Source organism: Bacillus sp. UNC322MFChir4.1, assembly GCF_000746135.1.
In the GTDB taxonomy this organism is placed as follows: domain Bacteria; phylum Bacillota; class Bacilli; order Bacillales; family Bacillaceae_G; genus Bacillus_A.
Genome location: NZ_KN050813.1, coordinates 82,417 through 100,556, shown reverse-complemented (window position 1 = coordinate 100,556; position 18,140 = coordinate 82,417). Strand labels below are relative to the sequence as shown.

General features: G+C 36.8%; 15 protein-coding genes and 1 riboswitch. Of the genes, 8 read left to right on the top strand and 7 right to left on the bottom strand.

The window, feature by feature from the left end; all coding sequences use genetic code 11:
- Nucleotides 1-174 precede the first annotated feature (174 nt).
- From BR72_RS23495 to BR72_RS23485, 3 genes are all read right to left on the bottom strand, one after another.
- Entirely contained in the window at nt 175-1,074 is a 900-nt protein-coding gene (locus BR72_RS23495; RefSeq protein WP_035437741.1) for a sigma factor regulator N-terminal domain-containing protein, read from the bottom strand.
- Nucleotides 1,074-1,565 (bottom strand): RNA polymerase sigma factor, encoded by a 492-nt coding sequence (locus BR72_RS23490; RefSeq protein WP_035437739.1) that lies wholly within the window; start codon nt 1,563-1,565, stop codon nt 1,074-1,076. Before BR72_RS23490 ends, BR72_RS23495 begins: the two co-directional genes overlap by 1 nt.
- Before the next feature lie 126 nt (nt 1,566-1,691).
- Entirely contained in the window at nt 1,692-2,888 is a 1,197-nt protein-coding gene (locus tag BR72_RS23485) for a NupC/NupG family nucleoside CNT transporter (RefSeq protein ID WP_035437737.1), read from the bottom strand.
- Nucleotides 2,889-3,063: 175 nt separating this feature from the next.
- Nucleotides 3,064-3,165, bottom strand: a riboswitch (purine riboswitch).
- A 122-nt stretch (nt 3,166-3,287) separates the two neighbouring features.
- Here BR72_RS23485 and rlmD point away from each other — a divergent pair.
- From rlmD to BR72_RS23460, 5 genes are all read left to right on the top strand, one after another.
- The gene (rlmD, locus tag BR72_RS23480) at nt 3,288-4,664 is read left to right on the top strand and encodes a 23S rRNA (uracil(1939)-C(5))-methyltransferase RlmD (RefSeq protein WP_035437735.1); all 1,377 of its coding nucleotides are present in this window, start codon (nt 3,288-3,290) and stop codon (nt 4,662-4,664) included.
- Nucleotides 4,665-4,911: 247 nt separating this feature from the next.
- Nucleotides 4,912-5,901 (top strand): tRNA dihydrouridine synthase, encoded by a 990-nt coding sequence (locus tag BR72_RS23475; protein ID WP_035437733.1) that lies wholly within the window; start codon nt 4,912-4,914, stop codon nt 5,899-5,901.
- Between the two features lie 503 nt (nt 5,902-6,404).
- Nucleotides 6,405-6,935, top strand: a complete 531-nt coding sequence (locus BR72_RS23470; protein ID WP_035437731.1) for a YehS family protein — start codon at nt 6,405-6,407, stop codon at nt 6,933-6,935.
- Nucleotides 6,936-7,056: 121 nt separating this feature from the next.
- On the top strand, nt 7,057-7,764 hold the full coding sequence (locus BR72_RS23465; RefSeq protein ID WP_035437730.1) for a M48 family metallopeptidase: 708 nt from the start codon (nt 7,057-7,059) through the stop codon (nt 7,762-7,764).
- Nucleotides 7,765-8,165: 401 nt separating this feature from the next.
- Nucleotides 8,166-9,710, top strand: coding sequence for a DHA2 family efflux MFS transporter permease subunit (locus BR72_RS23460; protein ID WP_035437729.1), 1,545 nt, complete (start codon nt 8,166-8,168; stop codon nt 9,708-9,710).
- 76 nt (nt 9,711-9,786) lie between these two features.
- Here BR72_RS23460 and BR72_RS23455 read toward each other — a convergent pair whose 3' ends face one another.
- Nucleotides 9,787-11,532: a sensor histidine kinase gene (locus BR72_RS23455; protein WP_035437728.1), complete on the bottom strand. Its 1,746-nt coding sequence runs from the start codon at nt 11,530-11,532 to the stop codon at nt 9,787-9,789.
- A 1-nt stretch (nt 11,533) separates the two neighbouring features.
- Nucleotides 11,534-12,241: a response regulator transcription factor gene (locus BR72_RS23450; protein WP_035437726.1), complete on the bottom strand. Its 708-nt coding sequence runs from the start codon at nt 12,239-12,241 to the stop codon at nt 11,534-11,536.
- 153 nt (nt 12,242-12,394) lie between these two features.
- Between BR72_RS23450 and BR72_RS23445 the strand changes: the two genes are divergently transcribed.
- Complete coding sequence (locus BR72_RS23445; RefSeq protein WP_035437724.1) at nt 12,395-13,597, top strand: DUF418 domain-containing protein; 1,203 nt, start codon at nt 12,395-12,397, stop codon at nt 13,595-13,597.
- A gap of 146 nt (nt 13,598-13,743) precedes the next feature.
- A complete protein-coding gene (locus BR72_RS23440) occupies nt 13,744-13,965 on the top strand; it encodes a hypothetical protein (protein ID WP_035437722.1) in 222 nt (73 codons plus the stop codon).
- Between the two features lie 446 nt (nt 13,966-14,411).
- Here the strand turns inward: BR72_RS23440 and BR72_RS23435 are convergent, their stop codons facing one another.
- Together BR72_RS23435 and BR72_RS23430 are read right to left on the bottom strand one after the other, a co-directional pair.
- A complete protein-coding gene (locus tag BR72_RS23435; RefSeq protein WP_231559760.1) occupies nt 14,412-15,167 on the bottom strand; it encodes an N-acetyltransferase in 756 nt (251 codons plus the stop codon).
- A gap of 12 nt (nt 15,168-15,179) precedes the next feature.
- Nucleotides 15,180-16,289: a mandelate racemase/muconate lactonizing enzyme family protein gene (locus BR72_RS23430; RefSeq protein ID WP_035437720.1), complete on the bottom strand. Its 1,110-nt coding sequence runs from the start codon at nt 16,287-16,289 to the stop codon at nt 15,180-15,182.
- A 256-nt stretch (nt 16,290-16,545) separates the two neighbouring features.
- On the opposite strand from BR72_RS23430, the gene BR72_RS23425 reads away from it, so the two are divergent.
- The gene (locus BR72_RS23425; RefSeq protein WP_035437719.1) at nt 16,546-17,652 is read left to right on the top strand and encodes a M20 peptidase aminoacylase family protein; all 1,107 of its coding nucleotides are present in this window, start codon (nt 16,546-16,548) and stop codon (nt 17,650-17,652) included.
- Nucleotides 17,653-18,140 lie beyond the last annotated feature (488 nt).

Here is an 18,140-nt window from a genome sequence, read left to right as displayed (position 1 = left end):
TTCATCCCGCTATTCGTGGGCAGTAAGACCCCCACCTCAAGATTGAGAGAGAATCGAAGAAGATAGGTGGAGGATAACTGCCCGTAAAAGCCCGATTGGTGAGGGCTGATAATCAGTGGGGGATGAAGAAAGCCCCCACTGATTAAAGTTTCACTTTATCTGGTCTCTTGCTTATTATTTCTTTGGTTTAATATAAGGGACAATTTGCGCAGTAGCCCCTACAGAAGCGCCGCGAATAAAGTCTTGATTTTCTAAGGCTTTAAAGTTTTGGGTTTGACCAGTCAACATTACTCCTAAAATTTTTACTTCATCAAACTGTTTATTTTTATTTGATTTTAAAAACTTTTGGATTGTTTCTTCATCACCATCCGCATCATACTTTTTAAGCGCATCAATAAAGCTATTGTATGCTTTTTTCGGTGAATCAGATGGATCGAATCCATAAACAGGCATACCAGCAGGTCCCTTACTTTCATCTGCAATTGGTGATGTCATATACAACCATACGACGTTTAAATTATCAGGAATCTTTGCTTGGACTTCTTGTAATGTATAAGGTCGATCAAAAGAAATCGCAACTTCCGCAACGTGATTTTCCATTTGTGAAATTGCCCCTAGTTCATTTTGCACACCATCGTAGTACTTTTGAATAGATGGGTGATAAAATTTTGCCACTTTCTTCTTAGTTTGTTTATCATACTCATAGGACCAATTGGATCCTGGTATTAACTCATTGTGATCAATATTAACACGAAGCCAACCATACGAACTTGTCAGTGTGCTCCATTGTACTAAATAACCATTAATATTTTTAGAACGATTCGTTACAATATTACCCCCAAACATAGAGGAATTACTCGTAACTTGAGAATTGGTTTGAATATTAGGTTCGGCAATTTCATTATGTAAAAAGAGTCGCTCGTGAAGTTTTGTAGAACTTTTCGCCGCAAAGTAATTGCCAACTTTATAAAAAATTAGTAATAGAATAGGTACAACGATAATTGAAGTAATGACGATTTTTAGTAGTTGTTTTCGTTTAGCTTTTTTTAAAGCCCCTTTTAATGAAGTGTCCATTAATGTTTTCCCTCCATTTTTGAGTGAACAAATTTACGTGCACGATATAATTTTTGCTTTACGCTACTTACTTTAATATCCAAAATAGTCGCAATTTCTTCATATGAAAAATCATAGTAATACTTTAGAAAGAAGACTTCTTTGTATTCATTTTTGATGTCTTTTAATAAATAGAAAATCTCATCTTTATTTAAAATGGCGTCAAATTCGCGGTCTGTATATTGTAGCTTTGAATAAATTCCCTCGGTTAAGTAGATGTTTTGCTGCTCTTTTTTTCTTTTTAAATCAATATATTCATTGAGTGCGACTCTAAAAAACCACGGACGTATATTGCTCTCAGTTAGATCATCCAACAGCGTGTACACTTTGTAAAAAGTGTTTTGAATGATATCTTCAGCATCTTCTTTTTTTGCTCCTTTCGCTAGTAATAGATTGAGCACTTCCTCTCCTAAATTGATAAGATAGGAGGCGAGTGTATCTTCCTTTTTCATCAGTTATCCTCCCTATACTTATACAACGAATAAATAACAATAAATGTATACACTTATAATGAATCAATTTTATAAAGAAAATAAAAAAATAGCTTCCTATTTTAAAAATAGGAAGCTATCTGCTAGTTAAATAAATAATCCTGCGATTGTCGCAGATAAAATAGAAGCTAATGTTGAAGCGCAAAGGAGTTTCCAACCAAAATGTGATACAATGCGCCCTTGTTTTTCAGATAGAGCACGAATTGTACCAACGATTGCGCCGATTTGGCTAATGCTTGCGAAGCTAATTAAGAATACCGTAACAATCCCAACTGTGCGCGGAGATAATGTTGTCATGATTTTCTTTAAATCTAAAATTGCAACGAATTCGTTTAATGCAATCTTCGTTCCCATAATACCACCAGCAGAAATAACATCATGTGCTGGAATTCCCATTAAGAAAGCAAATGGTGAAAGAATGTAACCGAAAATTTGTTGTAGTGTAAATTTATAACCAATTGCACCTGAAGCAGAAGAAATTACGAAGTTTACAACTTCCATTACACCGATAAAAGCAATCATTAATGCCGCAACAATTCCAGCTACTTTTAAACCGTCTAATGCACCGTTAATCATTGCATCAATTAAGCTGTTACCAAACATATTTTTATCGAACTTTTGGAGCTTTTCATCCTCTTGTGCTGTATCAACTGGTGTTAATAATGAACAAACGATAAGACTAGAGAATAAGTTTAGCGGCAAGGCTACTAATACGTATTTTGTATCTAACATCATCACATAAGATGCTGTGACAGAAGCTGATACAGAGCTCATTGCCGAACAGCAAATGATAAACATACGGTTTGCATTAAAATGCTGCAGGTCATTTTTAATAACAAGTAATGCTTCACTTGATCCAAAGAAGACCGAGTTTACAGCGTGGAACGATTCCACACGCGGCAGACCTGTAATTTTTGAAATCGCACCGCCAGCAACGCGAACGATAAAAGGTAAAATGCCAAGATAACTAAAAATAGAAAGTAGTGCAGAGAAAAAGACGATAATTAATAATACATTAAAGAAAAAGACAAAATCTTTATGAATGCCGTTAAATAAAAAGTCTACACCTGTCGTACCAAGTTTAATTAATTTATTGAAGACTTGACCGATAAAAACGATGATTTGCTGACCAACCTTTGTTCCGAATACAAACCAACCAATTAAGATTTGGAAAACAAGCATAATAATAATAGCGCGGAAATTTACTTTTGCTCTGTTGGTAGAGAAAGCAAAACAAATTCCTAATACGGCAAGAATGCCGATAATACTCATTACATAGTGCACAAAATTTTCTCCTTTCAGATGTTTAATTAAATAGAAGAGTAAACCTCAAAGGTTTCAAATCATACGTATGATGTCTGACCTTTAAAATAGAAATAAAAAAAGACCCATACAGATCGGCTTCCTTCTATGCGAGAAAGCTAATCAATATGAGTCTTTATATACGAAAAAAAAGCTAATATTCATTAGTTTTCCCCATAGTCCAGCAATTTCCGGTTGCCAGGTAGAGACTCTCGATCCATATCATCAAGTATATATGAGGTAACATCATCCGTATGCAATTAAGTAGTAGCGTAACATTAATAAAGAATTGTCGTCAATAGAATTTTTCTTCCAATGGCTAAAGAGCGAGCGAATATGGTAAAATGTAACGCAGTGTTATGAAAAAAGAGAGGTCGGAAAATGAGTAATAAAATGACGCCACCAGTTGAAAAAAACGAGTTTATAGATGTAGTGTTTGAAGATTTAACACATGACGGTGCCGGTGTTGCGAAAGTAGAAGGCTATCCTATTTTCGTCAAAAACGGATTACCAGGTGAAGAAGCGCAAATTAAAATTATTAAAGTGAAAAAGAACTTTGCTTTTGGTCGTTTAATGAAGCTTCATAAAGAAAGCCCATATCGTAAAGATGCGGAATGTCCAGTATACAATCAGTGCGGCGGTTGCCAGCTGCAGCATCTAACATACGAAGGACAACTACAAGCAAAAGAAAAACAAGTACGTGACGTAATAGAGCGCATCGGTGGACTACACGATGTACCCGTTCACCCTGTCCTTGGCATGGAAAATCCATGGGTATATCGAAACAAAGCACAAGTACCAATTGGCGAACGTGAAGGCGGACTTGTCGCTGGCTTTTACCGCCAAGGAACGCATGACATCATTAATATGGAAACATGCTTAATCCAAGCAGAAGAAAACGATACATTAATTCAAGAAGTAAAACGCATTTGTGAAAAGCACGGCATAACAGCGTATAACGAAGAACGCCATAAAGGCACACTTCGTCACGTTATGGCTCGCTACGGACAAGTTACAGGAGAAATTATGCTTGTCTTTATCACGCGTACGGCAGAACTTCCAAACAAACAGGCAATCATCGAAGACATCACAGCGAAGTTCCCAAGCGTAAAATCGATCGTTCAAAACGTAAACAACAAACGCACAAACGTCATTTTCGGTGACAAAACAGCAGTCCTATACGGATCAGAATATATTTATGATTTTATCGGAGATATTAAATTTGCGATTTCAGCACGTTCTTTCTATCAAGTAAACCCAGAACAAACGAAAGTACTTTACGATAAAGCACTAGAGTACGCAAAACTAGATGGAAATGAAACGGTCATCGACGCATACTGCGGAATCGGATCAATCTCGTTATTCCTAGCGCAAAAGGCGAAAAAAGTATACGGCGTTGAAATCGTCCCAGAAGCAATCGAAGACGCAAACCGAAACGCAGAACTAAACAACATGACAAACGTCGAATTTGGCGTAGGTGAAGCAGAAGTAGTCATCCCAAACTGGTACAAACAAGGCATCATCGCCGACACAATCGTCGTCGACCCGCCTCGTAAAGGGTGCGATGAAGCACTACTAAACACAATCATCGACATGAAGCCAAAGCGTGTTGTGTATGTATCATGTAATCCAGCGACACTTGCTCGTGATTTGAAGGTGCTTGAGGAAGGTGGATATAAGACGCAGGAGGTTCAGCCTGTGGATATGTTCCCGCATACTACGCATGTGGAGTGTGTGGCTTGGTTGGAGTTGATATAATAGAAAAGCAGTTGATATAGAAAAATCTATACCATCTGCTTTTTTGTTTCTAAAAATACCATTCAGGATCGATTTTAGTTAAAATAAATATTGTCGATTTTAACAAATTATAAATGCCCAAATGTACTTGTATTTGATAATAATTTATTAAGCATGATATAAGTGTAAAAGAAGTGGAACACTTGGCTTTATATTTTTTGACCGAGAGTTTGAAGTTGTATCCATAGTGAGAGGATTTGAGTTAGAAATGATAGATAATTTTTGGCGTGATTTACCACGACCATTTTTTGTACTTGCACCAATGGAAGATGTGACAGATGTTGTTTTTCGTCACGTAGTAAGTGAAGCCGGTCGACCGGATGTATTTTTCACAGAGTTTACAAACTCGGATAGCTATTGTCATCCAGAGGGTATGAAAAGTGTGCGTGGCCGTTTGATTTTTACAGAAGATGAACAGCCAATGGTGGCACATATTTGGGGGGATAATCCCGAATATTTCCGTCAAATGAGTATTGGCATGGCAGAGCTAGGATTTAAAGGCATCGATATTAATATGGGTTGCCCTGTCCCGAATGTGGCATCGAGAGGGAAAGGTAGTGGCCTTATTCTGCGTCCAGACGTTGCGGCAGAACTTATTCAAGCAGCAAAAGCGGGCGGACTGCCTGTCAGCGTGAAAACACGACTTGGCTTTAAGGAGCTAAATGAGTGGGAGGAGTGGTTAACGCATATTTTCAAACAGGATATTGCGAACCTTTCTATTCATTTACGTACAAGAAAGGAAATGAGCGAAGTAGATGCGCATTGGGAGCTAATTCCGGAAATCAAAAAATTACGTGACCGTATCGCACCAAATACGCTGCTAACAATCAATGGAGACATTCCTAACCGTCAGATTGGGCTGCAGCTTGCCCAGCAATATGGTATTGATGGCGTTATGATCGGACGAGGTATTTTTAAAAATCCTTTTGCTTTTGAAAAAGAACCAAAAGAGCATAGCAGTAAAGAACATCTTGATCTTTTAAGACTTCAGCTTGATCTTCAAGATCAATATGCGGAAGTACTGCCACGTTCAATCACAGGGCTTCATCGCTTTTTCAAAATTTATGTAAAAGGATTCCATGGAGCTGCTGAATTAAGAAATCGATTAATGAGCACGAAATCAACAGATGAAGTGCGTGCATTGCTTGATAAATTTGAAAAGAGTGTTGATGAGGCAGGGGACAGTGAAATGATGTAACTCCCAAAAGTTAGAGGGAAATGGATTACATCAACTTACGTGTATTTATTTTGTTTAGTTTCGAGTTCCTTTGCAGACGGCAACTTTTGTTTTGATAAAGTCTGTTTTCTGAAAGAAAAGGTCTTAAGAATGTAATCAACTTACCAGCACCCTTGTGTTGCCGCATACACTCAGTACATGTGGAGTGTTTGGCTTGGCTGAGTTTAAAATAAGCGTAGAGCTGGAAAAGAACAGTGTATTTGAGAAATCAAAGCACTGTTTTTTCTTTTAGTTAATGTTATGAGGGGAATCTTTTTATAAGCAGACAACAAACACGTAAGAGATCTATAGATACAATGATGGAGAAAAGTTCGGGTAAGACTATAAAACCTATCTTTAAAATGTTAAAGTATTAATTTAGCGGATAGTAGCTTAAAAGTTATACTTAACATAATAATTTAAAGCATGTTAGAGGATACACTGTGACTGCTGAATAAATAATCAACACTTTAGGAGGACTAACAATGGCAATGAGCAATAATGATATATTAAAAAGAGTAAGATATGCTATGGATATAAAAGACATAGATATGGTAGAGATATTTAAACTTGGTGGTATTGAAGTAACGAAAGAAGAAGTAGTTGATATGCTTACAAAAGTAAAGAAAAGTCCCCAACATGAAGCTGAAAATGCTGATGTAGTCGAAGATGATTACGTATTAACATGCGATATGATGATGTTAGAGTCATTTTTAAATGGATTTATTACTTTAAAAAGAGGAAAGCAAGATCCGAAACCAGGGCAACCGGCTGGACAAGCGATGCCTTTACAGAGTAATGAGAGTGCCAATAACCTTCTTCTAAAGAAAATGAAAATAGCACTTTCATTAACGAGTGAAGATGTGCTTGATATATTAGACAGCGTAGGAGTTAAGGTGACAAAAGGAGAGTTAGGCGCTCTATTAAGAAAGAAAGGTCATAAGAATTACAAAGAGTGCGGCGATAGATACGCAAGGAATTTCGTAAAGGGATTAGCTGTAAAGTATAGAGGATAAGGAATAAGCGTTGTGACATTTATGTTGAAACAGTAAATGATATAATAGATAGAGTAGGACGTTTGTAGCCTACTCTTTTTTATTTGTAAAAATAACATGAACGAATACTTTAGGTGATGAAATGATACATACATATTTAGGTGAGACAATTAATTTTCATATAAATTATAAGAAGAAAAAATCTGTACGTCTTTATGTAGATTCTTACGGGAATGTGGAAGTGCAAGCTCCGAAAGGTACACCTGCTGAATATATAATCCAGTTGTTAGAGGAGAAATGGGATTGGATTCAGAAAACACGTAAGGAAATGCAGGAGAGAGCGCGTGGTCCACAGGAAAAGGCTTATGACCAAGGAGAGGGCTTTCTGTATTTAGGAAACACGTATCCGATACAGGTTTCTCAAGATGCAACTATTGAGCAAGACAATGCAGTGTTTGAAGGAAATAAGCTACACATCTATGTGAAAGAGCTTAAGAATGAGAAAATTCAACAAGCTTTAAAGCGGTTTTACTATAAGCAGTGTAAGACGTTAGTGGAGAAGAGTATTAAAGCGCATCAAAGTAACTTTAAAACAAAACCAAGGTCCATTCGTATTACAGACAGTAGTCGTACGTGGGGAACTTGTGATTCAAATTTGCAGTTAACATTTAATTGGAAGCTGGCAATGGCACCGCCGAGGGTAATCGACTATGTAGTCGTTCACGAAATGTGCCATATGGTCCATCTAAATCATGATCGATCCTTTTGGCGCCTTGTTGGGAAGATAATGCCTGATTATAAGGAAATGGAAGACTGGTTAGCATTATCAAGCTGGAAAATGACGGTTTAGTAGTGACATTGTTGGAGAGATTGCTGTTGCACTACAGTTTTCGTTTATAATTGCTTTTTTTCTTATAACTGAACTCACAAATACCTCATGTGTTGCCACATACACTCTGCACATGTGGAGTGCGTAGCAACATTAGTACTAAGCCTACTTTCTTCCAAGAAGTGGGCTTCTCTTCATATCTACAGAAATATAAACCCATTCCACTTAAAATAACTCCAAAGACAATTCACCAACATAAAGTAAATTTCAAAACATACTTATAGTAAGTACCTGCATGCCACTACAAACGAAGTAGATTTTTGTCAGAAAAACACTTCCAAATTTTGTTGTTATTCAATGTGAAAATGTTATTCTATTTGAGTGGATAGGATTGAAAAAATGGGGAATGAAGGGAGAGCATAATGGAAAAGAACAAAAGAATGCCCTTTGTAATATTAGCCATGGCATTAGGACTTTTTATGTCATCTCTGGATAACACCATTGTTTCAGCGAGCATTAGTCAAGTTATTAAGGATATTGGCGGGTTCGATAAAATGAGCTGGGTTTTTACGGCTTATATGCTTGCGGCAACAAGTACGATGCTTGTGTTTGGGAAAATGAGCGATTTATTTGGAAGAAAACTGTTTTATTTACTCGGGATCAGTTTATTTCTAATTGGCTCGGCATTATGCGGAACTGCTCAAAATATAGACCAGTTGATCGCGTATCGTGTTATTCAGGGGATAGGTTCAGGGGCTATTTTTCCGATTTCATTCACAATCATTTATTCAATTTCTACAGATCCTAAGCAAGCTGCGAAAATGTCTGGTGTGTTTGCGGGGATATTTGGTATATCCTCAGTTCTTGGACCGCAGATCGGCACTTGGATTTCCGAAGCCTCTTGGTTAGGGTGGAGATGGTGCTTTTATGTAAATGTACCTTTTGGCATTTTATCGGTTATTACTTTATTGTTTTCTTTAAAAGAATCTAAGTCAGAACATAAACCAAAAGTGGATTATCTTGGAACGATTTTATTAATTGCTTCAACTGTGTTGCTTCTTCTCGGTTTAGAATGGGGCGGGAAGGATTATGCCTGGGACTCCGTTCAAATCATTGGAATGTTTAGTGCAGCTGCTATATCGATTGTGTTGTTTATATTAGTGGAAAGAAAGGCCAGTGAACCGATTTTACCTCTTTCCATTTTTAAAAATAAAATGGTGCTTGGCACAAGTATTATTGTATTTTGTCAGGGAGCAATCATGTTCTCTGCGATTACGTATCTTCCCATTCTCTCAGTAGCTATTATTGGGAATGAAAATTCAAATAGTGTGTTAACGCCAATGATGTTTCCGATTATGATTGGTGCGATTTTAGGTGGTTTCCTTTGTACGAAAGTTCCTTTCCGTACCATTATGGTCATTTCCATGGCATTTGGAATATTTGAGGCTTACATGCTTAGTACCATCACACATGATACATCAAAATTAACAGTAACACTTGTCATGATCACAATGGGGCTGATTGTTCTTGGGCCACTTATGAGTGTTGCGCAAAATGCCGTCGCTCAATCCGTCGATATGAAATATATGGGGATTGCGTCATCGGTTGTGGGATTTTGGAGAAGTATTGGTGGTGTGATGGGAGCTGCAATTACAGCAACCATTGTGAACAATGATTTAAAAGAAAAGATGGTGGATTTTGCAGTGTCTTCTAGAATGCCGGCTGATCAAATTGAAAAATTAGCAAAACCAGAAATCTTGATGCAAAATCACACACAGATTCCTCCTCAGCTAGTAGAATTCATGAGGACGGCATTAGAAACAGCGTTGCACCGCGGTTTTATATTGGCGATAGTAGCTGGTATTATTGGATTGCTTGTTTCCTTATTTGTAGGTGGAGATCGTTATAAGGTTGAGCCAAAGGACAAGAAGGAAAAATCTGGAACAGAGGGGTTTGTTAGAGGTTAATAAGTAAATCAAAGGTGCCCCTTACGAAGAGGGCACTTTTGATTTTGGTGAACACTTCATTTGATAATAAAAAACTTTATAATATGCTCGTGCCATAAGCCGTTATATATACTTTTGTTCCCTTTCCAATTTCAGAATGTACTTCTAAGGTCGCTCCATGGAGAGTAGCAATTTGCTTAGCGATACTCATACCAAGGCCGACTCCTTCTATTTGTTCATCGGTGTTTGTTCCGCGGTAATAGCGTTCAAATAACTGTCCCATCGTTTCTTCATCCATGCCGACGCCGTTATCTTCAATACAGATTTGTAGTCCTTTTGGAGATTCAGAGACTCCAATGGTGATAGTTGTTCCGCTAGGATTATGTTTAATGGCATTAAAGATTAAGTTATCCATCATTCGCTCAAACCATTTTCTATCTGCTTCAATTTCTACTTGTTTATGAATAGGCTTAAAGTGAAAACAATAGTCTTGCAATGTTCGATCATCGGAAAATTTATTAATAATTGTTTCAAGGAGATCATTCAATTGATATGTTTCTTTAGAAAGAAGGAGATTATTATTTTTAAGCTGGAAGGTGAGTGAAAAATCCTCAATTAGGTGAAGCATGTAATCTCCTTTTTCACGAATCGTTTTTCCTATTTCCTCCAGTTCTTCTGCTGACCAATCATAATGACCACTTTCTAATAAATGTCCATATCCTTGGATGGAAGACAGAGGAGTACGAAGGTCATGAGAGATACCGGTCATCCATTCTTCCCGTGTTTTTTCTAGCTTTGCTCGTTCTTTTACCGATACATCTAATTTTTCTGCCATTTTGTAGAAAGCATTGATGACCTCTTTATATAAGCGGTAGCGCATTCTTACTTTTCCGTTTTTTCGGTAGATTTTTTTTCTTTCTTTTTCGGTTAACACTTCATCATAACTGCCTTGTTCCATTCTTTCCAACCAACTTGTAAAAAGAAATAGCGGCCTGCCATAACGGAAACCGTTCCAAGAAGAAAGGGTAATCGTTATTAACAACACGATGGCACCTACGATACCAAAACCTATAAGATATTCTTCCATGATAGACAGTGTTTGATTTTTATCTTTCTTTTTTGGTGTATGTAAAATCCAAATCTTATCGGAAGAAGGATCCTTATAAACAGACATCTTTGTTGAATGAATGCCGGGTGCTGTTTCTCTTGAAACAATATCTAAAGGATCGTATTTTTTTAGATTCATTGGCTTTCCGATATTCTCGATAATATCCCCTTGTTTGTTAATAATATGAAGTGTGCCGTTTATTTTTTCGAGCTGTTCTTCAAGTTCAGCTTTATTTGTTTCAGAAATCTGACTATTTAAGTTGTAGGTTTTAGCAAACTCTTTCAAAATATCCTGTTGTTTATCTTTATATCCAACCATAAAAATATGGTCTTTTTTATATGTATTATCAACTTTAGTTAAAACGGTAAATTCACTAAAATGTTTCGTTTCTTTTATTTCTAAAATGTCGCCTACAGAATAGTGTTTAGGCAGGGAGGAAGGTGCATTACTCGATGTAATCACATGTCCTTGATCATTGACAATTTGTGCCCACATTTGTCTTTCACGAAGCAATTTTTCCCATTTCTTATCAATCTTTGCCTCGCCATTTTCGATTATCGTATCGGTCGTAATACAATCTAGTATCCCGGCTTGAAAGTTCCGTCTTAATTCTTGGCTACTAATTTGTTGAATCAATAAAAAAAACAGAGCAAAAACTAATAAAATCATCCCAATTGATAAGGTAATAAATTGAAGAGAGAAGTGAAAAATTAACCTTCTTCGTAATGGTTTCATATTATTTCTCCTGAACCAGCTTGTATCCGAGGCCACGGACCGTTAATAAAAATTGCGGTTGACTTGGATCTTCTTCAATTCGTTCTCGAATTCGTCTTACATGGACAGATACGGTATTATCATCTACGTAATGGGTAAATCCCCAAACGGCTTCTAGAAGTTCGGATTTTGAGAATACTTTGTTTGGGTGTTTGCACAAATACAATAAAAGTAAATATACTTGGGTCGGGCAAGAAACTGGCTGACCGTTCACAAATAATTCTCCTTTGTCTTCATCTATTAAAAACCTTCCGAAGTTATATTGCTTCTTCTTGTTAAGGATTCGTGAAGTTTCTACGGATGAAGTTCTACGAAAATGTGCTTTAATTCTCGCTGCAATCTCGAGTGGGTTAAATGGCTTTGTGACGTAATCATCTCCACCAATCGCAAATCCAGTTAAGACGTCAAGATCCGATACTTTAGCTGTTAAAAATAAAATATAGGCATTTGAAATTGCACGGATTTTGGGGCATAATTCAAATCCACTATAATCAGGAAGCATAACATCTAGCACAATCATATCAATTGAATTTTTTTCTAGAATTGCTAAAGCATCTGTAGCTGTATGTGCAGTATAAATATGGTTGAATCCTTCTTTTCTTAACACCATTTCAATCATTTTTACAATAGCTTTTTCGTCGTCTACAAGCAAAATACTTTTGTTTTCCATTCTTATCCACCTCGGTAACTATATTAGCATACGAACATTACGAGAACTTGAACGGAAGTAAAAAAGGTTTATGAAATGGTAATCTCTTGTTTCGCTAATGGAAAGGTTAAAATTGTAAATTAAAAGTAGCAAAAACATGTAAGGGGATAAAAAATGGATAAATATCGAGTTTCTACAGTTGATGGTATAAGGGGATTTAGTTTATTAGGTATACTGTTGGCTAATATGTTGATTTTTCAGTACGGAATATTTGGTAAGGATGAAATTAATTTTTATTCATTATCTGCGACAGATTTAGGAGCTTATAAAGCTGTAAAGGTTCTAATAGAAGGTAGTTTCATGCCTGTTTTTACATTTTTATTTGGTTATTCAATGATCAAAATGAAGGAGAGTCTTGAACGAAAAGGGGTAAAAGTAAAACGATATTTTGTAAGACGCTTTTTCTTTCTTTTTGCTCTTGGATTGTTACACGCTCATTTTTTATGGGAAGGAGACATTCTTTCCTTTTACGGATTGATGGGTTTTTTCCTATTGTTATTTTTAAATCGCAAGAAAAAAACATTGATAGTTTGGGGAATTATTTTATTAGTGCTTACTTCACTTATGGGATATGGACATATGGAAGAGACGGCCAAGGAAAAAGAAAAGATGTCCCATTATATTGAAAAAACGAAGAAAGTTTATGGAAGTGGAAGTTATGCAGAAATTAAAGACCATCGACTCAATGAAGATCCGTTAGATTTGCCGGATGTGTTTTACTTATTTGCTTTATTGTTTTTACCATTTATGTCTGCACCATTGTTTTTATTCGGGATGTATGCGGCAAAGGTAAATTGGTTCGCGAATCCGATAAAGGAGCGATCGTTGTATAGGAAAGGGATTTTTATATTTCTCCCAATCGGTCTTGTTTTAAAACTGATGCCTTATCTTGCGCCTGAAAATGATTGGATAGGTGTAGGTGATATGCTCGGAAAGAATTTGTTGTCACTTGGGTATATTTTTCTGTTTGCCTATTTTTATACAAAATTACCTAAACGGATGCTTCGAGGAGCCTTTGAAAATATCGGAAAACTGTCGCTGACGAACTATTTAATGCAAACAGTTATTTGTACATCTATTTTTTATGGATATGGTCTGGGGCAATTTGGTAAGATGGGTATGATTTTGAGCGTTATTTTAGCAATTGCTATTTATGCTACTCAAGCAGTTGCTAGTCATTATTACTTGAGAAGATTTAATAGAGGGCCAGTAGAAACATTGTTAAGAATGTGGACGAATTTTTCGTGGAATGGTCATGCTCAGGGGAAAGAAGTGTTAACTGTAAAAGAAGGCTCTCGTAAAGTTGAAGGGATATAATAATCCGTATATGTTCCACGTTAGAGTTTAGGATATATTCACTAGGATGTTATAATTTAGTAAAAATAGCGTGATGTTATTAATGTAAATGTTTCTATACACTAATTAAAAGTAGTATTGAATATTTTTCAGCAAAAGAGAGTAGTATGCTACATAAGATTAAGTTTTATGTAATTGGATGTCTAGCGAGTGTAATTATTGGAGCGATTATGACTGGATTCAATATATTGTTTGGGACTATTTACCGAATAATAAAGGGGAAAGAGTTACATGTTAACATGACATCTGCTCTTATCATTTTTAGTATCGTTTCTATTATTGGTTTTGTAAGTATTTTAAAAAAAGGTCCTAGCATTCTCGAAAAATAGGATATTAAATTTTTTACTCGTCAGAGCGTGCCGCAAAACGTATCCTTTATACAAACAATGTGCATAAAAAAGCTTGCTTTCTTACGTTTGATAATAGACATAATTCAATCCTAGGAAGGAAGACAAACTATCATTATGATTTCTTATATTACGTATGCACTACAAGCAGTTTTTAGATCATGACTATATTTCTTTATCTGATAATGCTAGCCCTGAATTTAATGAAGAGGTAGTTTATCCTCTAATCGGCTCAATAACGACTTCTTCGATACAAGCAAATGAGTTAGTCTTGAGCCGATTATATAGGTAATAATCTCTCCGTTAAATAAATCTAACATTGGAGATACATGCCCCATCACGAGTAAGGTTTGGTTTAAATTCTTCAAAATCAAAAAGTTTTTCTTTGCTAATATTGGAGTGAGTTGTTTTCACTTTTAACCACTTTGTTACAAATTCAAATTCACCTTTTTATTAAAAATACTATTAGAAAATGGGCTATTGTTATTGTACTTCCCAAACCAAACCCAATACTCCGCATCACAAAACTCCATCTCATACCCACGATACTCTTCCGCCAGCAACCGTTTCTGCCTAGCAATATCCCTCATAAGAAGCCTTTCTACATTCACCCATTTCTTTTGCCCTTCACCCTGCAACTCTTTCACGAATACATACCGCAATCGATCGCTATACTTTTCCTTCAGCGCAGCAATCTCCATCCCTTGCGTAAACTTATCTTTTAAACTAGGAATATTAAACGGTGCAACGGTGCAGCAAACATACTCATAGTTGTGATCAGCTTGCTTTAATTGCTCCATAATCACTTTCGCTAATATTTTTTGCAGTCCGTTTCCCTGGTAAAGCGGATGAACATTTGATACCTCTTGATAGATGACACGTTCTAATTCCTCACCTGTTAGGCCAATATCCAATCCTAAATGTTCTTCATCAATGGGCGGAACTAAGAGCGCACGGAAGGCAATGAGTCGTTCATCTACGAATGCACCGATCATGAGTCCATTTCCGCTTAATATATTTTGAAACTCTTCTAATGTAAGAGGCTGTAAGTTTTCTTTGTTTTCTAGTGCTTCAATGACATCATCTTGTACGGATAAGAGTTGCTCGGTGTGCTCTGAAGATAATGATGTAACTTTGAATGGTTGCCCGATTTGTTTCAATGTTCCTTCATAAAGAATGTTCATGCTGGGTCTCCTTTAGTGGATGACGTCTTGAAAAACAGTTAATTCATTGAGTACCTCTTCATCAATATCAACACCTAGTCCAGGTTTTTCTGCTAGGCGAATAAACGGTACGTCGTAAGATAGATTTCCAATGTCTTTTGTGAATTTTAATGGTCCTGTTAGTTCGACGCTTGTAATGATCTTTTTAGAAAAAGCGACATGGAATCCTGCGGAAGAGGCAACAGAGGATTCGACCATAGAACCAATTTGACACTCTATTTCAGCTAGTTCTGCTTGATGGGCTAGTTTGACAGCTGGGTAGATGCCGCCGCATTTCATTAGTTTAATGTTTACTTTATCAGCTGCTTGTTTTTGAATAATTTGGCGCATTTCCCGTGGTCCTTTTAATCCTTCGTCGATCATAAGCGAAAGATCTGTTTTTGAGCGAATGTAAGCCATCGCGTCAATATCGTCAGCGATAACAGGCTGTTCAATCCAGTCGATGTCTAAATGTTTCAGAGAACGTAATGCAGTTAGCGTTGTAGCACTGTTTTTCCAGCCTTGGTTTACGTCGATGCGAATGGCGATATCATTTCCGACTCGTTCACGTACAGCTTCAATTCTTTCCACATCTTCTTTCACATCTGTGCCGACTTTCATTTTAAAAGAGCGGTATCCTTTGTTCAGCATAGAATTTGCTTCTTCTGCCATATGTTCCGGCGTATCAATGCTTAATACATGCGTAATGGGGAATTCTTCATGATAGCGACCGCTAATGAGTTGATAGACAGGTTGTCCAAGTTTTTTACCCATTATGTCAAAGCAAGCGATATCAAGTGCAGCTTTGGCAGTAGGTACACCGTAAATAGTTTGGTTCATGGTGTCATGTATTTTCTCGATATTCATTGGATTCTTACCCAATAAAGTAGGAGCTAATGTGTGTTTTACAATATGAAAGGTGCTTTCCCACGTTTCACCTGTAACATGCTCGTCAGCGACTCCTTCTCCGTAACCGACAATGCCTTCATCTGTTTCGAGTTTGACAATAATAGAAGGCATATCTGGATAGGTGCCATAGCTGACAATAAACGGATTTTGAAGTGGTAAACGAATGGCGTAAATATGAATGGCTGTTATTTTCATTGAAAAGACCCCTTTCTGTTTACAATGTTTTTATGAATTTAGGGTAGCTGATGTAATTTTCTTTTTCGGTGTCTTCTCATAATTATATTTTAAAATAAATATATGGACAATTACGAATTATCAGTGTTTCCCTCTTGACATTTACAAGAATATTGAATATGTTTTTGGGAAACATGATTGTTATGAATAATAAGGCCTTTTAGCATTTTATACATCTTAAGAGAGTGGCTGCGATGTGAGAAGGGAGAGCACAACAGTGAAAAAAGTAGATTTGCAGGATCGGTTAAGCGGAATTTTTCAACATTTACATGAGAATCCTGAAGTGAGCTGGAAAGAGTATAATACGACTGCCTACATTGCGAAATTCTTAGAGGGAGAAGGCATTTCCTATAAAACGTTTGATGATTGTCCTGGTGTAATTGCAGAAATGGGAAGCGGGAAACCGATTGTCGCGGTTCGAGGTGATATGGACGCGTTATGGCAAGAAGTAGATGGAGAGTTTAAAGCAAATCATTCATGCGGTCATGATGCGCATATGACGGTTGTGATGGGGCTCATTTTACAGTTAAAACAGGCAAATTGGCAGACAGGAACAGTTCGCTTTATTTTCCAGCCTGCAGAAGAAAAGGGAAGCGGAGCTCTGAAAATGGTGGAGAAAGGCGTTGTAGATGACGTTGATTTCTTATTTGGCATTCACTTACGACCAATAGAGGAATTATCATTGAAGCAGGCAGCCCCATCAATTCGGCACGGAGCAGCTGACTTTTTAGAAGCTCATATTGCTGGAACGGACGCTCACGGCGCACGGCCACATCAAGGTACGAACGCAATTGATGTCATTACGATGATTAATATAGGATTAAAAAATATATGGTTTTCGCCGCAATATTCTTATTCCGTTAAAATGACGCGATGCCAAGCAGGCGGTGAGAGTTTAAATATCATTCCTGGGAATGCCCATTTTGCCTTGGATGTAAGGGCAGAAAATAATGGATTGTTGGAAGATCTAAAGAAAAAGATAGAACAAGTAATTCAATCAGCCGAATCAATGGGTATAAAGATTTCTTACGATTGGGTCGATTATGTACCTGGAGCAGTAGTATCAGAAGAAGCGGAACAGTTTCTTCGTAAGGGAATTTTGCAGACATATGGAGTAGAGGGCTGCACCGCACCGCTTCGCACAGCGGGAAGTGATGATTTTCATTATTATACGGTGAAAAAGCCTCATTTAAAGGCAGTTATGCTAGGATTAGGTGCGAATTTAAAGCCGGGATTACACCATCCCCACATGACGTTTGACCGATCTTGTATATTAGATGGCGTAGAAATTTTGAAGCATACGGTATTGGAAGTTTTGAAATAGTATTGTTTTTATTTTTACCTTTATGGTTTTAAGTGTGATTGTGAATGAAAGCTGATTCTTCCTTAACTTGGGGAAAATCGGCTTTTTTCGGGCGAAGAGACTTAATTGTTAAGCATTTTGAGTGTAGCAGCTGATTTATATTTATCCAAAACGTAGATTTGTTTTTTATCCATACAAGTTCACCATTGTTCCTCTAGTTATAACAATACTAGTATTGGCCCTTAGCGTGTTTAAAAAAAATACTGATAATACCTCTCTATGACCAAATAAACAAGGAAGAGAATTTAAATACATTTTAATATGTATTATTGCATATTAAAATGTATTGATAAAAATGTAAGCGCTTACTATAATAAGAGTATAAAGATGAACAACATCTTAACAACAAAAAAGAGGAGGAAGTCAAATGGCAATCGCAATGGCAGTTTTAAAATTCTTAGGTGGAATCCTTCCATTCGTACAAGAGCTTCTAAAAGCAGTAATGTAAG